Origin of the sequence: Micromonospora arida (assembly GCF_042873195.1) — a bacterium.
GTDB classification, from domain to species: Bacteria; Actinomycetota; Actinomycetes; order Mycobacteriales; family Micromonosporaceae; genus Micromonospora; species Micromonospora arida.
The window spans coordinates 150,013-168,417 of record NZ_JBIALC010000001.1 but is presented as its reverse complement, the minus strand read 5'-3'; the positions used below and the strand labels follow the sequence as shown (position 1 = coordinate 168,417).

General features: G+C 70.1%; 17 protein-coding genes. 3 read left to right on the top strand and 14 right to left on the bottom strand.

Annotated features, from left to right (window positions below; all coding sequences use genetic code 11):
• Positions 1–43: 43 nt before the first annotated feature.
• The 3 genes from ACFYP0_RS00855 to metH all read right to left on the bottom strand — a co-directional run bounded on the left by ACFYP0_RS00855 (position 44) and on the right by metH (position 4,222).
• A complete protein-coding gene (locus ACFYP0_RS00855) occupies positions 44–202 on the bottom strand; it encodes a hypothetical protein (RefSeq protein WP_356980083.1) in 159 nt (52 codons plus the stop codon).
• A gap of 7 nt (positions 203–209) precedes the next feature.
• Entirely contained in the window at positions 210–440 is a 231-nt protein-coding gene (locus ACFYP0_RS00850) for a hypothetical protein (RefSeq protein ID WP_356980081.1), read from the bottom strand.
• A 281-nt stretch (positions 441–721) separates the two neighbouring features.
• The gene (gene metH / locus ACFYP0_RS00845) at positions 722–4,222 is read right to left on the bottom strand and encodes a methionine synthase (RefSeq protein ID WP_386994820.1); all 3,501 of its coding nucleotides are present in this window, start codon (positions 4,220–4,222) and stop codon (positions 722–724) included.
• Positions 4,223–4,498: 276 nt separating this feature from the next.
• Here metH and ACFYP0_RS00840 point away from each other — a divergent pair, with 276 nt between their 5' ends.
• Both ACFYP0_RS00840 and ACFYP0_RS00835 read left to right on the top strand, forming a co-directional pair.
• Positions 4,499–5,368 (top strand): PAC2 family protein, encoded by an 870-nt coding sequence (locus ACFYP0_RS00840; protein WP_124854679.1) that lies wholly within the window; start codon positions 4,499–4,501, stop codon positions 5,366–5,368.
• 123 nt (positions 5,369–5,491) lie between these two features.
• Entirely contained in the window at positions 5,492–6,283 is a 792-nt protein-coding gene (locus ACFYP0_RS00835) for a GntR family transcriptional regulator (protein WP_356980077.1), read from the top strand.
• Positions 6,284–6,498: 215 nt separating this feature from the next.
• Here the strand turns inward: ACFYP0_RS00835 and mshC are convergent, their stop codons facing one another.
• From mshC to ACFYP0_RS00815, 4 genes are all read right to left on the bottom strand, one after another.
• Positions 6,499–7,737 (bottom strand): cysteine--1-D-myo-inosityl 2-amino-2-deoxy-alpha-D-glucopyranoside ligase, encoded by a 1,239-nt coding sequence (mshC, locus tag ACFYP0_RS00830; RefSeq protein ID WP_386993843.1) that lies wholly within the window; start codon positions 7,735–7,737, stop codon positions 6,499–6,501.
• Between the two features lie 66 nt (positions 7,738–7,803).
• Entirely contained in the window at positions 7,804–8,622 is an 819-nt protein-coding gene (locus ACFYP0_RS00825) for an SCO1664 family protein (protein ID WP_112587406.1), read from the bottom strand.
• Positions 8,619–9,200: a DUF3090 domain-containing protein gene (locus ACFYP0_RS00820; protein WP_124854676.1), complete on the bottom strand. Its 582-nt coding sequence runs from the start codon at positions 9,198–9,200 to the stop codon at positions 8,619–8,621. Before ACFYP0_RS00820 ends, ACFYP0_RS00825 begins: the two co-directional genes overlap by 4 nt.
• A 157-nt stretch (positions 9,201–9,357) precedes the next feature.
• The gene (locus ACFYP0_RS00815; protein ID WP_355496504.1) at positions 9,358–10,071 is read right to left on the bottom strand and encodes an MSMEG_4193 family putative phosphomutase; all 714 of its coding nucleotides are present in this window, start codon (positions 10,069–10,071) and stop codon (positions 9,358–9,360) included.
• 157 nt (positions 10,072–10,228) lie between these two features.
• On the opposite strand from ACFYP0_RS00815, the gene ACFYP0_RS00810 reads away from it, so the two are divergent.
• The gene (locus ACFYP0_RS00810; protein WP_356980072.1) at positions 10,229–10,960 is read left to right on the top strand and encodes a YoaK family protein; all 732 of its coding nucleotides are present in this window, start codon (positions 10,229–10,231) and stop codon (positions 10,958–10,960) included.
• A gap of 41 nt (positions 10,961–11,001) precedes the next feature.
• Here the strand turns inward: ACFYP0_RS00810 and ACFYP0_RS00805 are convergent, their stop codons facing one another.
• The 7 genes from ACFYP0_RS00805 to ACFYP0_RS00775 form a co-directional block, all read right to left on the bottom strand.
• Positions 11,002–12,663: an ammonium transporter gene (locus ACFYP0_RS00805; protein WP_356980070.1), complete on the bottom strand. Its 1,662-nt coding sequence runs from the start codon at positions 12,661–12,663 to the stop codon at positions 11,002–11,004.
• Between the two features lie 28 nt (positions 12,664–12,691).
• The gene (gene yut / locus ACFYP0_RS00800; protein WP_356980068.1) at positions 12,692–13,717 is read right to left on the bottom strand and encodes an urea transporter; all 1,026 of its coding nucleotides are present in this window, start codon (positions 13,715–13,717) and stop codon (positions 12,692–12,694) included.
• Between the two features lie 17 nt (positions 13,718–13,734).
• Positions 13,735–14,652 carry an urease accessory protein UreD gene (locus ACFYP0_RS00795; protein WP_355496514.1) on the bottom strand — a complete coding sequence of 306 codons (918 nt, stop codon included), beginning with the start codon at positions 14,650–14,652 and terminating at the stop codon, positions 13,735–13,737.
• Entirely contained in the window at positions 14,649–15,278 is a 630-nt protein-coding gene (gene ureG, locus ACFYP0_RS00790) for an urease accessory protein UreG (RefSeq protein ID WP_124854671.1), read from the bottom strand. The genes ACFYP0_RS00795 and ureG overlap by 4 nt, the downstream gene beginning before the upstream one ends.
• A gap of 66 nt (positions 15,279–15,344) precedes the next feature.
• Positions 15,345–16,022 carry an urease accessory protein UreF gene (locus ACFYP0_RS00785; RefSeq protein WP_356980066.1) on the bottom strand — a complete coding sequence of 226 codons (678 nt, stop codon included), beginning with the start codon at positions 16,020–16,022 and terminating at the stop codon, positions 15,345–15,347.
• A gap of 22 nt (positions 16,023–16,044) precedes the next feature.
• Positions 16,045–16,608 carry an urease accessory protein UreE gene (gene ureE, locus ACFYP0_RS00780; protein WP_124854669.1) on the bottom strand — a complete coding sequence of 188 codons (564 nt, stop codon included), beginning with the start codon at positions 16,606–16,608 and terminating at the stop codon, positions 16,045–16,047.
• 59 nt (positions 16,609–16,667) lie between these two features.
• Positions 16,668–18,386 carry an urease subunit alpha gene (locus ACFYP0_RS00775; protein WP_124854668.1) on the bottom strand — a complete coding sequence of 573 codons (1,719 nt, stop codon included), beginning with the start codon at positions 18,384–18,386 and terminating at the stop codon, positions 16,668–16,670.
• Positions 18,387–18,405 lie beyond the last annotated feature (19 nt).

The window sequence follows — 18,405 nt, the reverse complement described above, 5'->3', positions numbered from 1 at the left end:
GTAACCCCTAACTGGGGTTAGTGGGTTGAGGTCAAGCGGTGGGCTACTGCTTGGGGCTATCGGCGGCGGCGTTGGGCACGACGTACACGCCGAGCGCACCCAGCACGGCCAGGGCAACTGAGATGCTCTCCGTCGCGGTCAGGGTGTCATCGATGGGGTTGAGGCATATCTGCTGGGCACCCAGTAGATTCGATATGCCCACCAGGTGTTCAGATCCGGCGACGAGGTTCTTTCCCGGGAACACCGCCGTACGGGAGCGGGACGCCCAAGGCACGCCAGAGGTCGTGGAGCACCTGCCCGAGCCGTTCGCTGTCGTCTGTCGACAACTGAGCGATAGGCATGCCGGCGGCCTGGTGCTCGCGGATGTTGTAGATCAGCTCCGCGAGCGACGTGGCTGTCGGCCGATCGAGGCGGAGAACAACTTCCTCTTCCTCACGCATGTCCCGCACCCTACGGCGGCCCAGCCACGATCCGGACCGCCCGTCCATGCCGAAGTCGGTAAACCTATCTGGGCCACGTCGACCCGGGCTTCACTCTGCGGACCTACACGTATCTCCTGCCGACCAGCAAGGACCGCACGCGCCGGGCCATTGATGCGGCCTTCGGTGAGGACCAGGCCGCCAATGACGGACCAGAAGCCATTGACAGCCTGGAGACGGCATGATCATGGATCAGCGGCCTTCCAGGCGACCTGAGGTGCAGCTCAGGTCGCCTGCCGTCGTCACTTGGCGTTGAAGTAGTTGGCCTCCGGGTGGTGGACCACGATCGCGTCGGTGGCCTGCTCCGGCATGAGCTGGAACTCCTCGGACAGCTCGACCCCGATCCGGTCCGCGCCGAGCAGATCCATGATCTTCGCCCGGTCCTCCAGGTCGGGGCAGGCCGGGTAGCCGAACGCGTACCGGCAGCCCCGGTAGTCGTTGTGCAGGATGCCGGCCAGGTCCGCCGGGTCGTCGTGCCCCAGCGGACGACCGTCGGGCAGGGTCATCTCGGCGCGGATGCGCTGGTGCCAGTATTCGGCGAGGGCCTCGGTGAGCTGCACGGAGAGGCCGTGCACCTCCAGATAGTCGCGGTACTCGTTGCGGGCGAACAGCTTCGCCGCGTACTCGCTGACCGGCTGGCCGACGGTGACCAGTTGCAACGCGACCACATCGAGCTGGTCGCCCTGGGGCCTGAAGAAGTCCGCAAGGCAGAGCCGCCGCTCCTGCCGCTGGCGGGGGAAGGAGAACCGGGCGCGCTCCGCGTGCCCGTTCTCGTCGAGCACCACCAGGTCATTGCCTTCGGAGTACGCGGGGAAGTAGCCGTACACCACGGCTGCCTCAAGGACCTGGTCGGCGATCAGCCGGTCCAGCCAGTACCGCAGACGCGGCCGGCCCTCGGTTTCGACCAGTTCCTCGTAGGAGGGGCCGCTGCCGCCCCGGGCGCCACGCAGCCCCCACTGCCCGGAGAAGGTGGCCCGCTCGTCGAGCAGCGCCGCGTAGTCGGCCATCGGCACGCCCTTGACCACGCGGGTGCCGAAGAACGGCGGCGTGGGCACCGACACGTCGGCGGCCACGTCGGAGCGGACCGAGGAGTCGTGCAACTCCGGCAGCGACGTGGTCACCATCGAGCGCTGCCGTTCCCGGCGTGCCCGCCGGGCGGCGAGGGCCGCCTCCCGCTCCGGGTCGATCACCGGGGCGCCACCGCGCTTGGCGGTCATCACCCTGTCCATCAGGGACAGACCCTCGAACGCGTCCCGCGCGTAGTGCACCTGCCCGGGGAACGTCGACCGCAGGTCGTCCTCGACGTACGCGCGGGTCAGCGCCGCCCCACCCAGCAGGACGGGCCAACGCTCCGCGACCCCGCGGGTGGCCATCTCGGCCAGGTTCTCCTTCATGATGACGGTGCTCTTCACCAGCAGCCCGGACATGCCGATCGCGTCGGCGCGGTGCTGCTCGGCGGCATCGAGGATGGCGCTGATCGGCTGCTTGATGCCGATGTTCACCACCTCGTATCCGTTGTTGGACAGGATGATGTCGACCAGGTTCTTGCCGATGTCGTGCACGTCGCCGCGCACGGTGGCGAGCACGATGCGGCCCTTGCCGCCGTCCTCGATGGTCTCCATGTGCGGTTCCAGATAGGCCACCGCGGTCTTCATCACCTCGGCGGACTGAAGCACGAACGGCAGCTGCATCTGGCCGGAGCCGAACAGCTCACCGACCACCTTCATGCCGTCCAGCAGGATGTCGTTGATGATCGACAGTGGGGACCGACCGCCGGCCATCGCCTCGTCCAGGTCGGCCTCCAGGCCGTTGCGCTCACCGTCGATGATCCGTCGCTTGAGCCGCTCGTCCAACGGCAGCGCGGCCAACTCCTGTGCCCGGCTGGCCCGGGCGCTGGTCACGTCGACGCCCTCGAAGAGCTCCAGGAAACGCTGCACCGGGTCGTACCCCTCGCGACGCCGGTCGTACACCAGGTCCAGGGCGACCTCGCGCTGCTCGTCGGGGATCTTCGACATCGGCAGGATCTTGCTGGCGTGCACGATCGCCGAGGTCAGGCCGGCCTGCACGCACTCATGCAGGAAGACCGAGTTGAGCACCTGCCGGGCCGCCGGGTTGAGCCCGAACGAGATGTTCGAGATGCCCAGGGTGAAGTTGACACCCGGGTAGCGGCGGGAGATCTCCCGGATCGCCTCGATCGTCTCGATGCCGTCGCGGCGGGTCTCCTCCTGGCCGGTGGCGATCGGGAAGGTCAGCGCGTCGATCAGGATGTCGGAGCGGTCCACGCCCCACCGGTCGGTCAGGTCGTCGATCAACCGCGCCGCGACCCGGACCTTCCACTCCTGGGTACGAGCCTGGCCCTCCTCGTCGATGAGCAGCGCCACCACCGCCGCGCCGTGCTCTCGGACGATCGGCATCACCCGCGCGTACCGGGATTCGGGGCCGTCGCCGTCCTCGAAGTTCACCGAGTTGACCACACAGCGGCCGCCGAGCATCTCCAAGCCGGCCTCCACCACGTTCGGCTCGGTGGAGTCCAACATGATCGGCAGGGTGGACGCGGTGGCGAAGCGGCCGGCCAGCTCCCGCATGTCCTGCGTGCCGTCGCGGCCGACGTAGTCCACGCACAGGTCGAGCAGGTGCGAGCCGTCGCGCGCCTGGCTGCGGGCAATCTCCACACAGGCCCGCCAGTCGCCGGCGAGCATCGCCTCCCGGAACGCCTTCGAGCCGTTGGCGTTGGTCCGCTCCCCCACCATCAGCACCGACGCGTCCTGGGCGAACGGCACCGGGTGGTAGACCGAGGAGACGCCCGCCTCGTGCCGGGGTTCGCGGGCCGGGGCGGTGACGCCGTGCAGCCGCTCGGACAGCACCCGGATGTGCTCCGGCGTGGTGCCGCAGCAGCCGCCGATCAGCCCCACGCCGTACTCGGTGACGAACCGCTCCAGGGCGTCGGCCAGCTCCACGGGAGTCAGCGGGAAGTACGCCCCGTCGGCGGTCAGCACCGGCAGGCCGGCGTTCGGCATCACCGACAGCGGGATGCGGGAGTGCTGCGACAGGTAACGCAGGTGCTCGCTCATCTCGGCCGGGCCGGTCGAGCAGTTGAGCCCGATCAGGTCCACGCCGAGCGGCTCGATCGCGGCGAGGGCCGCACCGATCTCGCTGCCCACCAGCATGGTGCCGGTGGTCTCCACGGCTACGTGACAGATGATCGGCACCCGCTGGCCCAGCTCGGCCATCGCCCGCTTCGACCCGACCACTGCCGCCTTGACCTGAAGCAGGTCCTGGCAGGTCTCGATGATCAGCGCGTCCGCGCCGCCGACGATCAGACCCGCGGCGTTCTCCTGGTAGGCGTCGCGCAGGGTCGAGTAGGCGGCGTGCCCGAGGGTGGGCAGCTTGGTGCCCGGCCCGATCGAACCGAGCACGAACCGGGGCCGCTGCGGGGTGCTGGCCGCGTCGGCCGCCTCCCGGGCGATCCGGGCGCCCGCCTCGGACAACTCGCGGATGCGGTGCGGGATGTCGTACTCGGCGAGGTTGGCGAGGTTGGCCCCGAAGGTGTTGGTCTCCACGCAGTCGGCACCGACGGCCAGGTAGGCGTCGTGCACCCCGCGCACCACGTCCGGGCGGGTGACGTTGAGGATCTCGTTGCACCCCTCAAGCCCGTCGAAGTCGTCGAGCGTGAGGTCCGCGGCCTGAAGCATCGTGCCCATCGCGCCGTCGGCGATGAGAATGCGATCAGCCAGCACATCCATCAATGAAGTCCGCACCCGTTCAGGTTAGTGCGATTCGGCCGGACTCCACGACCATCCTCGAGCGATCCCCTATTGTGTCACGGGGATCACGCTGTCTGGTTCGTTCGGGTATGACCTGCTGCCGGCGCGGCCGACCGGCGCGGCCGACGGGCCGCACCCTCGCCCTGCACGTAGGCTGACGGACGTGAAGGACAACAGGGACGCCGCCGTGCCACACGGTATGACGACCGGGCGCGGTCCCGGCGCCAGCCGCGACGAGCAGGGTGAGGTGACGGCGTGACCGAGTTCGACGGACTGCCGGTGCTGCGGTCCCCGGTGGCGATCGCCGCGTTCGAGGGCTGGAATGACGCCGCCGACGCGTCCACCGCCGCGGTCGAGCACCTGGAGCAGGTCTGGAACGCCCGGCAGATCGCCGAGCTGGATCCGGAGGACTTCTACGACTTCCAGGTCAGCCGGCCCACCATCACCATGGCCGACGGGGAGACCCGGCGGGTGGAGTGGCCGACGACAAGGTTCATGGTGGCCAGCCCGGAGGGCACCGACCGTGACGTGGTGCTGATCCGCGGCATCGAGCCGAGCATGCGCTGGCGGACGTTCTGCGAGCAGGTGCTGGAGATCTGCCACAGCCTGGAGGTGGAACGGGTGGTGCTGCTCGGCGCGTTGCTGGCCGACGTGCCGTACACCCGGCCGCTGCCGATCAGCGGCAGCGCCTCCGACGCGCAGGCCGCCGAGCGCTACCAGCTCACCCCCACCCGGTACGACGGGCCGACCGGCATCGTCGGCGTGCTGCACGACGCCTGCACCCGCGCCGAGGTGGACGCCGTCTCGTTCTGGGTGCACGTGCCGCACTACGCCAACAACCCGCCCTGCCCGAAGGCCACCGTCGCCCTGCTGCACCGGGTCGAGGAGGTCGTCGACCTGCCGGTGCCGATGGCCGACCTGGCCGAGGAGTCCGCCGAGTGGGAGCAGCGGGTGCGCAGCGCCGCCGAGCAGGACGCGGAGCTGGGCGAGTACGTCCGCGAGCTGGAAGAACGGGTCGGCGACGAGGGGATTACCCCGTTGACCGGTGACGAGATCGCCCAGGAGTTCGAGAAGTACCTGCGCCGCCGGGGCGGTTCGGCCGGCCCCACCGCCGGCTCCTGGTAGCACCGATTCGCTGCGGGCCTTCGGACCTTTCGTGGTCCGGGGGCCCGTTTTCGCGTGTCCAGGGTGGCGCCGTCACACCCGCTGGGGCATCCTAGGAACCTAGATGTGATCAAGGAGGCGGGTGTGCAGATCAATCCCGGGGCCGCGGAGTTCCCGCACCGACAGATCGCCGCGCAGCTCAAGGCCCAGGTCCGTCGCGGCGACTGGGGACCTGGCGAGCGGCTACCGTCCATCCCGGCCATCGCCGAGATGTTCGGCGTCGCCAAGCAGACCGTGCAACGCGCCGTCGACCAACTGCGGGTCGAGGGCATCCTGATCACCAAACCCGGCTCCGGTACGTACGTCCGGGGCACCCGCCGCCGCCTCAACCGCCTCTCCCGAGGCCGGTACGGCGGATTCCGCGGCTACCACACCGACCTGGCCGCCCGATACCGTCAACAGCTCGTCTCCGTGGGGCACGCCCCCGCCCCCGCCGAGGTGGCCGACGCCTTCGGCGTGTCCGACGGCACCAACCTGCTCTGCCGCCGGCACCTCGTCCGCACCGACGACTCCCCCGTCGAGGTGGGCGCCTCCTGGTTCCTGCCCCGCGACACCGCCGGCACCTCGCTGGAGCGCACCGAGGCGTTCGGCCGGCCGCTCTACCAGGAGGCCGAGGAGGCGACCGGACGGCGCTACGTCTCGGCCACCGACACGATCAGCGCCCGCCAGCCGAGCCGGGAGGAGGCCGAGACCCTCCAGATCCGGCCGGACACCCCGGTGCTGCACCTGCTGCACGTCGCGTACGACGCGCACCGCAAGCCGATCGAGGTGTCCCAGGCGACCTGGCCCGGCCCCATGACCACCCTCACCGAGGAGTACAAGATCCCCGGCCCGACCCCCGGCCCGGAGCCCGACCCCGGCCTGGTCCTGGGCTAACGCCCCGCCCGCCCACCCCGCGCGCCCGCCCCCACCTCGGTCGATCATGAGGTTGACGGGCCGGGCAGAGATCGAAATGCCCGTCAACCTCATGATCACGGAGCTGAGCGAGTGGGCCGTGCTCGGTTTCCTGGAAGTCGGGGCATCGCACCGCCCGGGACACCGCGACTTTCTGGAAACCGAGTCGATCAACCGCGCACGCGCACGCGCGCGGGCTAGAGGCGGATGCCCAGGAGGGCGTCCACCGTCTTCGCGAAGAGGGCGGGCGCCTCGGAGTCGTCCGTCGCGCCGGCGAGGGTCGCCTCGGCCCAGCGGTCGGCTACCGCCAGGGCTCCCGGGGTGTCGAGATCGTCGGCCAGGCGTGCGCGTACCTCGGACAGCAGCTCAGCCCCGGACGGCCCGGCGGACGCGGCGGCGGCCCGCCGCCAACGGTCCAGGCGCTCGTACGCGGCGGTGAGCAGGTCGTCGGTCCAGGTGCGGTCGCTGCGGTAGTGCCCGGAGATCAGCGCCAGCCGGATCGCCATCGGGTCGACCTTGTCGGCGCGCAGCCGGGACACGAAGACCAGGTTGCCGCGGGACTTGGACATCTTCTCGCCGTCCAGACCGATCATGCCGGCGTGGACGTAGTGCTCGGCGAAAGGCGCCTGGCCGGTGAGCCGCTCGGCGTGCGCGGCGGACGCCTCGTGGTGCGGGAACAGCAGGTCGTTGCCGCCGCCCTGCACGTCGATCCGGTCGCCGAGCAGGTTGAGCGCGATCACCGCGCACTCGATGTGCCAGCCGGGGCGGCCCGGGCCCAACTCGCCGCCCGGCCAGGACGGCTCGCCCTCGCGGGCGCCGCGCCACAGCAGCGGGTCAAGTGGGTCCCGCTTGCCGGCCCGGTCGGGGTCGCCGCCGCGCTCGGGGAAGATCTCCAGCATCTGCTCGCGGGTCAGGTTCGACTCGTAGCCGAAGCGGGGCGTGGCGGAGATGTCGAAGTAGACGTCGCCGGTGCCGTCGTCGAGCCGGTACGCGGCGCCGTCCTTGAGCAGCACCTCGACCTTGTCGGCGATGTCCGGGATCGACTCCACAGCGCCCACGTAGTGCGCCGGCGGGATGATCCGCAGCGCCTCCATGTCCTCCCGGAACAGCGCCGTCTCGCGCATCGCCAGGACCACCCAGTCCTCGCCGTCGCGGGCGGCCCGCTCCAGCAGGGGGTCGTCGATGTCGGTGACGTTCTGCACGTAGCGCACCGGGCGGCCGGCGTCGCGCCACATCCGCTGCACCAGGTCAAAGGTGATCATGGTGGCGGCGTGACCGAGGTGCGTGGCGTCGTACGGGGTGATGCCGCAGACGTACATGCTTCCCGCGTCGGCCGGCTCGCTCGGGTGGACACCCTGCCGCGCCGAGTCGTACAACGCCAGTGGCTCGCCCCTGCCCGGCAGCCGTGGCACCTCGTGTCCCGCCCAAGACTCCATGGGATCAGCCTAGCCAGCCCGGCGACGACGCCGGAGCACCCCACGGGTGATCAAGATGACAGCGGGTCACATGGGCGGCCAGGGCATCGCCGGCCAGTCCTCCGGAGGCTGGGGGAAGCAGCCGGTCTCGCGCAGCCGGTCGACCCGGGCGGCCACCTCGGCCACCTCGCTGATCGTCAGGTGGTCGGCCAACTCCGCGCCGAGCGCACCGGCGACCTGCCCGGCCAGTGCGTCGAGCATCTCCACGGCGTCCGCGGGCAGCCGCTTACCGGCCCAACCCCAGAGCACCGTGCGCAGCTTGTCCTCCACGTGGAAGCTGACCCCGTGGTCCACGCCGTAGATCCGGTCGTCGGCGCCGACGAGCACGTGACCGCCCTTACGGTCGGCGTTGTTGAGCACCGCGTCGAGCACAGCGAGCCGGGCCAGCCGTGGGTCGTCGGCGTGGGCGAGGGCGTACGCGGCGCCGTCGTCGTCGCGGGCCGCGGCGATCGGGATCCAGCGTGGCGGCAACTCCCCGGCGGGCAGGAAACCGACGAGCGGTTCGGCGTCCTCCGGCTCGTCGATCCACAGCTGGCAGGAGCCGGGGCCGAACGGGCCGTCCCGCAGCACGGTGGGCGGCACCAGGTCCCATCCGGTGGCCCGGGAGACCAGGTACGCCGAGACCTCCCGACCGGCCAGGGTGCCGTCGGGGAAGTCCCAGAGTGGGCGCTCGCCACGGACCGGCTTGTAGACGCAGCGGGCGGTCAACCCGTCCAGGGTCAGGATGCCGCGCAGCGTCGTGTTCGACGCGTCGACCAGCCGACCTTCCAGGTCGAGGACGCCGTCACGCAGCAGCCGCAGCGCGGCGTCGCCGTCCTGGCGAGGCTGGAGGCCGGACGAGGTCACCGGTGATAACCGTTGTGCCGCGGGCAGAGGTGCCCGGCGGGGTCCAACGGTTGGCCGCAGAGCGGGCACGGTGGCCGGCCCGCGTTGACCACTCGCCGGGCCCGCTCGATGAACTGGCGGGTCGCCTGCGGGGTGAGCCGGACCCGGAGCCGATCCAGGTCCTCGTCCGGCTCTTCGTCCTCGTCGTCGTCCTCGTCGTCGTCCTCGTCGCCGAGCTCGACCTCGGGTTCCACCTCGCCCGCCGCGATCGCCTCGATCACCACGGTCGCGGTGTCCACGTCGAAGGCCAGCCCGAGCGTCCCGACCCGGAACTCCTCGTCGACCGGAGTATCCAGCGGCTCGTTGTCGCCGATCACCGGCGCCAGCTCGGGCAGGTCCACCCCGAAGCGACGCTGCGCCTCGGTGAGCAGCTCCTCAAGCTTCTCGGCGAGCAGGGACACCTGGACCTTCTCCAGCGCGACGCTGACCAGCCTGCCGCCGCCGCGGGCCTGCAGGAAGAACGCGCGCTCCCCCGGCGGCCCGACAGTCCCGGCGACGAACCGCTCCGGCGGTTCGAAGGCGTGCACCTGGTGGGTCATACCCACGACCCTATCCGGCCCGCCTTGGCATCGCGCACCCCACCGACGCGAATCGCCGCCGCGGCGGCGCGCCCGGCGTACGAGGGCCTACACCCGGGCGTGGCGGCCTTTCTGGCGTGCGCCGACGGTCCGGCCGGGGGCGGTGTCGTGACGCGCCTCACCGCGACGCACCCGCCCCACCGCCGACGGCCGCGTCCGAGTCGGCCACGCGGTTCGCGCGCCGACGCCGCTTGGCTGGCGGTGGCACCAGCGCCGCCAGGTCGCCACCGGTGTCGTTGAGTCGCACCAGAAACGGACGCAGCGGCGTGAACCGGATCGCCGTCACCGACGCCGGGTCGGCCACGATCCGCTGAAAGGCATCCAGGTGCACGCCGAGCGCGTCCGCCACGATGGCCTTGATCACATCGCCGTGGCTGCACGCCAACCAGACCGCCTCGGGCCCGTGCTCGGCGGTCACCCGGGCGTCCCAGGTACGCACCGCTGCCACGGCACGTGCCGCCATCGCCGCCATCGCCTCCCCACCCGGGAAGACCGCCGCGCTGGGGTGCTGCTGGACCACCGGCCAGAGCGGCTCCTTGGCGAGCTTCTTCAGCGGCTGCCCCTCCCAGCTGCCGTAGTCGCACTCGATCAGCCCGTCCTCGACCACCGGGGCGGCCTGCGGAAGCGCCAACTCCAGGGTCTGCCGGCACCGGATGAGAGGGCTGGTCACCACGGCGGCCAGCGGCACCGCCCGCAACCGCTCGCCCACCGCGGTGGCCTGGGCGCGCCCGGTCTCGTCCAACTCGACCGGCTGGCGGCCGGCCAGGCCGCCGTCGGCGTTCGCGGTGGTTCGGCCGTGTCGCAGAAGCAGAAGGGTCGCCACGGGGACCACCCTATGACCTGCGTCCGACCGGGGGCGCGGCCCTCCGGTGTACGCACTGTCCGCGCCGGGCGCCGTCCCGGAGCGAAAGCGGCATGGCAGACCGGTGGATCGGTAAAATTCCCGATGCCCGGCTTGTCCGGGTTCCGCTGGGAGGGTGTGGAACACGATGGGCGACTCAGCGGCATCCGCGCGGCCCTCGATCACGTCGGACCCACAGGACGTGTACCGGGAGTTCCGGCAGCCGCTCCTGGTCCTCGCCCTCACCACCGGTATCGCCGGCTTCGTGGACGCCTTCGCCTTCCTGCGCTACGGGGCATTCGTCGCCAACCAGTCGGGCAACGCCGTCCTCCTGGGCATCGGCCTGGCCGGACGACACGCAGCCTGGCCCGAGTCCGCGGCCTCACTGATCGCGTTCGCCGCCGGGACGGGCGTGGTCTCACAGGTACGCGCGGCACGGAGCCGGTGGTCGCCGTCCCTCCGAGGGCTCGCCTGCGCCGTGGTCACGCTGGCGCTCTGGGCGGTGCTCAACGTCCTGCTCCACCACGGCCGGCAGGGCGGGCCGTCGCGGATCGCGCTGGCCGCCGCAGGTGGCTTCGCCATGGGCGCGCTGGCGACCCTGTTCGTTCGCACGGCCGGGATCACCACCGCCATCACCTACCAGTCGGGCACGGTGGCGAAGATCGGCGAACGCGTCGGGCGTTGGCTCGCCGGACCGGACACCCGCCGGAAGCGGGCCCGGCAGGGGACCTTCCTCGGGCTCCTGGCGCTGATCTGTTACGCCACCGGGGGCGGCATCGGAACAGTGGCGCAGGAACAACCACAATGGGTGCCGGCCTGGGGGACGCTCGCCCTGGCCGCCCTGTCGTTCCTGGTCCGTTCCCGCCGCTGCAGGAGGTGACCGAGGCCGGAATCACCCCCCGCCGACGTGCACCCACAAGCTCAGCGGAGGTCCGTCGCCAGCTGGACGTCCTGCACGAAGCACTCCGAGCGCTCGGCACCGTAACGACCCAGCACGTCCAGCACGGCGGACACCGACTCTCGTTCCACCACGACCTCGACCCGGGCGCGGCCCACGAGGTCCTGGTCCTGCCAGTAGCCCCGAGGCAGCGAACGTGCGGTCGGTTCGGCGGTGGAGACCGTGGCGTCGAAGAGCACGATCGAGGTGGCTCCCGCACCGACCAGGGCGTCCCGTAGCTCCCGGGTCGTCGGCAGCAGCGTCGGATTGACCGTCGCGGTGACCAGCCGGGCGTTCTGGACCGACCCGGCGGGCCGTTCGGCGCCGCGTTCCCGCCCGGGTTCGCGCCGACGCTGCGGTGCGCCGGTGCCGTTGAGGCCCGCCACGCCGCCCAGGTGGTACGCGTCGGCGTCCTGCTGGGTGTGGTCGAGGTTGTCCTGCTCGTCGGCGGGGGCACGGAGCCCGAGGACGGCCTGCACCGCGGCGGCGATCGCCCAACTGAGCACGAAGGAGAAGGCCACCACGGCGACCACGCCGACGATCTGGTGCCAGAGCAGGGATCCGCCGCCGCCGTAGAAGAGGCCGTCCTTGCCGAGCGGGTTGACGCCGCTGTCGCCGAAGAAGCCGACCAGCAGCGAGCCGAGCATGCCGCCGACGAAGTGGACCGCGAGGACGTCCAGCGCGTCGTCGAGCCGGAGCAGATACTTCAACCGCAACGCGAAGTGGCAGACGAATCCGGCGATCGCTCCGATGGCGATGGCGGAGAGTGTGTTGACGTACCCGGCGGCGGGGGTGACCGTCGCGAGCCCCGCGACCGCACCGGAGACACCGCCCACGACGGTGCTGTGGCCGTCCTTCAACCGCTCCGCCACCAGCCAGACGAGCATGCCGGCGGCGGCCGCGAGATGGGTGTTGATCAACGCCTGGGCGGCGAGCCCGTTGGCCTGGAGTCCGTCCCCGCCGTTGAAGCCGAACCATCCGAACCAGAGGATGCCCGCCCCGAGGATGGTCAGCGGGATCGAGTTGGGCGGGGAGGCGGTGCGTGGCCAGCCTCGACGGCGCCCGACGACCAGCAGGGTGCCGAGTACGGCGGCTCCCGCCGAGGCGTGCACGACCATGCCACCGGCCCAGTCCTGGGTGCCGAACTTGGCCAGCCAGCCGTCGGGGTGCCAGAGCCAGTGCGCGACCGGCGCGTAGACCACGATGGACCAGATCGCCAGGAACGCGACCCAGCCGGCAAACCTCAGCCGGCCTGCCGTGGCGCCGGTGATCAGCGCGGGGGTGATCACCGCGAACATCATCTGGTACGCGACGAACGCCAGGGTCGGGATGGTCACCTGGCCGGTGACCACGTGCAGGTGTGGCGCGGGCGGCACCCGGAGATCGTTGAGCCCGAAGAGTTCGAGGTTGCCGAAGAGGCCGGTGCCGGCGTCGTCCCCGAAGGCGATGGTGTAGCCGACCAGCACCCAGGTCAGGCTGACGACCCCCAACGCGACCATGTTCTGCTGCAACATCGCGAGCACGTTGCGGGTGCGGACCATTCCGCCGTAGAAGGCGGCCAGGCCAGGGGTCATGAACAACACCAGGCCGGTGCACACCAGCACCCAGGCGGTGTCGCCCGGGTTCACCGCGTCCTGAGCGAGCACGGGAGCTCACCTCTTCCTCTCGGTACGGTCAGACGGAGTGCTTCACCGCCGAGACGACGGTCTCCTTGGCGCGTTCGTGGTTGGGCACCGGGGCGAAGTGCCGTTTGGGCAGCAGCAGCAGCCAGGTCGCGATGTTGAACGGCGCGGTCAGCACCGGGATGGCCAGCGGGGTGAGCATGCTCGTCAGGGACATCTGGACGAAGAGCGTCAGGGCGATGCCGAAGAGGGTGTACACGGTCACCAGCGCACCGGGACGGTGCAGCACCGCGCCCACGGCGATTGCCGTCAGTACCGCGTTGAAGCCGAACAGTCCCTTGTCCAGCGAGGTCGCGTCGGCCCCGAACCAGAGCGCGAGCAGGGTCGCGCCGACGGTGCCGATCACCGCGAACAGCGCGGACCAGCGGGAGTTGACCAGCAGCGCGACCAGGATGATCAACCCGGTGACCCAGCTGTTGATCAGATAAACCTGGGACACCCCGCGTAGAAAGGTGGGGACCAGGTCCCAGGTGAAGCGACCATCGGTCAACTGCCCCTCACCGGGAAACATCGGCTTCAGGTTGGTCAGCACCGTGAACCGGTCGAACTGGTACGCGGCAAGCAGCAGCACCCAGGTGGTCAGCACGAACGGCATGGTGAAGGCGGTCAGGCCCCAGGTCTTGAAGATCGCGTTCAGGGCCAGGGTGACCACTGTCGTGGCCACCGCGCCGAGCACCAGGTAGAGCCACATCAGCGGCCGGTCGTCGAGGAAGGTCGGAACCGCGATCCCGGTCAGCAGCGGGCTGAAGCCAAACAGTCCCTTGCGCAACGAGGGCTCGTCCACCCGCAGGGCGACGGCCGTGGCGGTGCCGACGACGAGACCGAGAACAGCTCCCCCGAGGATCCGTGGTTGCCCGTTCTCGAACGCTCCCCAGGCGATCGCGACCAGGACGAGCAGCCCGGTGAGCGGGTTGTTCTGCAGGACGACCTGTGCGGGCCCGCGCAGGCAGGCGTCGACGAAGCCGATCAGAGGGTTGTGGTCACTCAGCTTGTCCCAACTGCGGGTCACGCTCGGCACGGCATCTCCTCAGCCCGTCATCGCCAGCTGAAGGCCGGCGGGAAGGTCCGGCCGGTCACCTCTTCGCGGGCGGCCACACAGAAGGCACGTACCGCGGCACGCACCGGCTCCGTCTCCTGCCCGAGGACCTTGAAGATGAGGCCCGCGTCGTTGGGCAGTCGACTGACGGCGCTGGCCAGCGGCGTCTCCTCGTCCCAGACCGGCGCCGAGGTCCGTTCGAAGACGCGGGCGGCCCGCTCCGGCCCGGTGAGGAGCACGACGTTGCCGAAGATGTGGAAGCGATCCATGACGCCGAGCCGCGCCACCGGGAACTGCCCGGGAGCCACCACGAACTTCTCCACGAACAACTGCCGGCCGTCCGGTCGCTCCGCGCGCAGCGAGGAGGAGAAGAGGTCGTAGGCGAAGAGTTCGCCGTCGCGGTAGTACTTCCGGCCGGGCTGAAGGACCTCGCCGTAGAGCATGGTGGCGCTCTCCGGGAGCCGCACCTGGGTGTCGGTGACGAACCGGCTGCCCCGGTACGGGATCACGGGCTCCGGGAGGTATTCGAGATAGGTCTCCTCGGCCAGGGTGAAGCGCTGGATCTGCGAGCCGTAGTTCGCGTCCATCTCCTGGATCTTGGTGGCGGCCTGGGTGACCAGGTGCGCCTGGCTGCCCGGTGCCAGGTCGACGTCCATGTGCAGGCGGTCGCCCTGGAGCACGCCGCCAGAGGTGGTGAGGATCATGACGCAGGGCAGCTGCGGCATCTCCTGGTCCCAGTAGAGCGCCCGCTGGACCAGCAGCGGTGACTGCCGGTAGAGATCGTGCAGGATCGTCCGATCGCCGCGCCGCTCGAACCCGAGCCGCAGCACGCCCACCTTGCCGTTGGACGCCGCGGGCAACTGCGCCGGTTGGTCCTGGTACGCCTCCAGTTCCCGCGCGCCGTCCAGTGTGATCATGCGACCACTTCGGCGTCGAAGAGCGCGTTGCGGCGGATCAGCGAGACCAGTTCGTCGATGCCCTCTCCGGTCTTGCAGTTGGTGAACACGACCGGCTTGCCATTGCGCATCACGTCCGCGTCACGCGCCATGAGGTCGAGGTCGGCATCCACGTAGGGGGCGAGATCCGTCTTGTTGATCACGAGGATGTCGGACTTGGAGATCCCCGGACCGTTCTTGCGCGGGATCTTGTCGCCGGCCGCCACGTCGATGACGTAGATGAAGTAGTCGACCAGGGCAGGGCTGAACGTCAGGGTGAGGTTGTCGCCGCCGCTCTCGATCAGCACCACGTCGCTGTCCGGGAACCGGGACTCCATGTCCTCCACCGCCGCCAGGTTCATGCTCGGGTCCTCGCGCACGGCCGTGTGCGGGCAGGCCCCGGTCTCCACCCCGAGGATCCGTTCCTCGACGAGGACCCCGGTCAGGGCGCGCCGGACGTGTTTCGCGTCCTCGGTGGTGACGACGTCGTTCGTGATCACCAGTACGCGCAGCCCGTTGTCCACGAAACGGGGCACGACAGCCTCGATGATCGCGGTCTTGCCGCTGCCCACGGGGCCGCCTACGCCGATACGACTTGCCGACTTCATGATGTGACCAGTCCTTCTGGGAGACGTGTTGAGGGTCAGAAACGTGTGGATCGCGGAGGTCAGCGCTCAGCTCATGAACATCCGCACGTGGATGTGCTGGTGCGCGCCGGCCAGGACGTCGATGTGCGGCCCGAAGGTCTGCATGTCGTCGAGGCCGGCGGTGCGCACGTCGCGGTAGTCGTCGGTGACCTTCTCGTTGACCGCGAACAGGATCGACTGCGCGTCGAGGTGGTCGACGCGCATCAACCGGATGGCGGCGCTGAGCACCGTCGACGCGGCGCCGTACTGGTGGGCCGCGAAGGCGTCCTCCTCGGGCACCCCGAGGTCGGCGAAGACCACCCCGAGCGCGACCGGATAGGTGACCGGCGCGCCGGTCGCCGACTCGCCGAGCCGCTTCTTGAGCAGGGTCTCCCCGACGATCCGGGTCGCGGCCTCCGCCAGCTTGCGCCCCATGCGTACGGACATGGTCCGCATCTCTTCGTTGATCTTGCGCAGGTGGACGGCCTCGTCGGCGCGCCGGATCCGGTCGAGGTCTCCCGCGGTGGCGGCACGGTGCCCGGCGAGCAGGGCGACACCGTCCCCGGTGGCGGCGAGCCGGGTGACCGTCCGGACGTACTCCTGGAGGGTCTCCCGGTCGTGGACGACGCCGTGCTGGACGGCCATCTCCAGGCCGCCGGAGAAGGAGAAGGCGCCGACCGGGAAGACCGAGTCGCCGAACTGCAGCAGCTTCAGGGTTTCGGCCATGGTGCGCACCGTCCGGCCCCGCTCAGTTGAGGTCGGCGGGGAGGTGGGAGTGCGGCGTCGAGTCGGCGCCACCGAACAACCGCCGCGACTCGTGCGGCGCGAGGTACGCGATGACCTCGGTGCCGGGAACGAACTCGTGGGTGATTCCGGTGAAGGCGTGGGTGCGCATCACCGAGTCCATGACCTTGCGGTCCACCGTCAGCGGGACGTACATCTTGGTGCCCTTGACCACGGCCGGCCAGTGCTGGTTGCCGATGGCGTGACCGAGCTCGACGGCCGAGCGGATGAGCAGCTCGGCCGACTCGCCGCGCAGCTTGTCGAGGTGGACCACCATCACCTCGCCCAGCTGCACCCGGGCCACCACCGCGGTGGCGGTGAGGTCGTCCCAGGCCAGGACGTCACCGTCGCGCAGCCGGACGCCACGCGCGAGCGCGACCGACAGCTCCGCCCCGGAGCTGGTCATCTTGCGGATGCGGCTCTTCTGGGCGTCCCACTGGTCGAGGACCAGGTCGTCGATGCGCGCTTCCTTCAGGCGGAGCGTCCAGTCCGGCTCGTTCATGTTCCCGAGCACCGTCTCGACGAGCACGGCTTCTCCTTTCGGTCGGTGTGCCGGGACCAGGCACGTGCGAGGCGGTCCCGACGGGGTCAGCTGAAGAAGTAGAGCTGGCTCAGGGGCAGGTTCCGGGCCGGCGGCACCGTCGCGTGGACGCCGTCCATCTTCACGGCGAAGGTCTCCGGATCGACCTCGAGCTTGGGAAGCCGGTCGTTGCGGACCATGTCCCGCTTGGTGAGCCCACGGGTCCGGTACACGGGCATGACCTGCCGTTGCAGGCCGAGCTGCTCGGCGATGCCGGCTTCGTGCGCGGCCCGGGACACGAAGGTCACGCAGGTCTGGGCGAGCTGGCTGCCGTACGCGGCGAACGAGGGCCGGTAGTAGACCGGTTGCGGTGTCGGCAGCGAGGCGTTCGGGTCACCCATGATCGACCAGGCGATCATGCCGCCCTTGAGGACCAGCTTCGGCTTCGCGCCGAAGAAGGCCGGCTCCCAGAGCACGAGGTCGGCCATCTTGCCCGGCGTGACCGAGCCCAGCACGTGCGAGATCCCCTGGGTGATCGCCGGGTTGATGGTCATCTTGGCGACGTACCGCAGCACCCGGAAGTTGTCGTTGGCGCTGGAGTCCTCGGCGAGCTTGCCGCGCGCGGTCTTCATCTGCCCGGCGAGCTGGATGGTCCGCAGCCAGGTCTCGCCCACCCGCCCCATGGCCTGCGAGTCGCTCTGCATCATCGAGATGACGCCCTCGTCGAGCAGGACGTCCTCGGCCGCGATCGTCTCGGTCCGGATCCGGCTCTCCACGAAGGCCACGTCCGAGGGGACCTGCGGGTTGAAGTTGTGACAGACCATGATCATGTCGTACAGCTCGGACTGACTGTTGATGCCGTACGGCACCGTCGGCGTGGTCGAGCTGGGCAGCACGTTCATCTGGCTGGCGACCTTGATCACGTCCGGCGCGTGCCCTCCACCGGCGCCCTCGGTGTGGAAGGTGTGGATCGTCCGGCCCTCGAACGCGGCGATGCTGTCCTCGAGGTAGCCGCTCTCGTTGAGGGTGTCGGTGTGGATGCTGACCTGCACGTCGAATTCGTCGGCGACGTCCAGGCAGGCCCGGATCACCGCCGGCGGCGCACCCCAGTCCTCGTGGATCTTGAAGCTCGGCGCGCCGGCCATGATCTGTTCCACCAACGGCGCACGGCCGGTGCTGTTGCCCTTCGCCATCAGGCCGATGTTGATCGGGATGGTCTCGAAGGCCCGCATCATCGCGTGGATGTTCCACGGACCCGGGGTGATGGTCACGCCGTTGGTGCTGTCGGTCGGGCCGGTGCCGCCGCCCCAGAGGGTGGTCACGCCGTTGCTCAGGGCGGCGTACGCCTGCAGCGGCGTCACCAGGTGCACGTGCGTGTCGATGCCCCCGGCGGTCAGGATGAGGTGCTCGCCGGAGATGGCCTCGGTACCCGGACCGGTCACCAGCTCGGGGGTGACCCCGTCCATGACGTTCGGGTTGCCGGCCTTGCCGATGCCAGCGATCTTGCCGTCCTTGACCCCGACGTCGGCCTTGATCACGCCGAGGGTCGCGTCGACGACGGTCACGTTCGTGATGACCAGGTCCAGGCCACCCTGCGCGTTGGTGTACTGGTTGTTGACCCCCATGCCGTCGCGCAGGGTCTTGCCCCCGCCGTACATCACCTCGTCGCCGAGGACCCGGAGATCCTTCTCGATCTCGATGTACAGGTCGGTGTCGCCGAGCCTGATCTGGTCGCCCGTCGTCGGGCCGTACATTCCGGAATATTCTTGCCGTGAAATCTGGCTCATCGAATCATCTCTCCTGCCC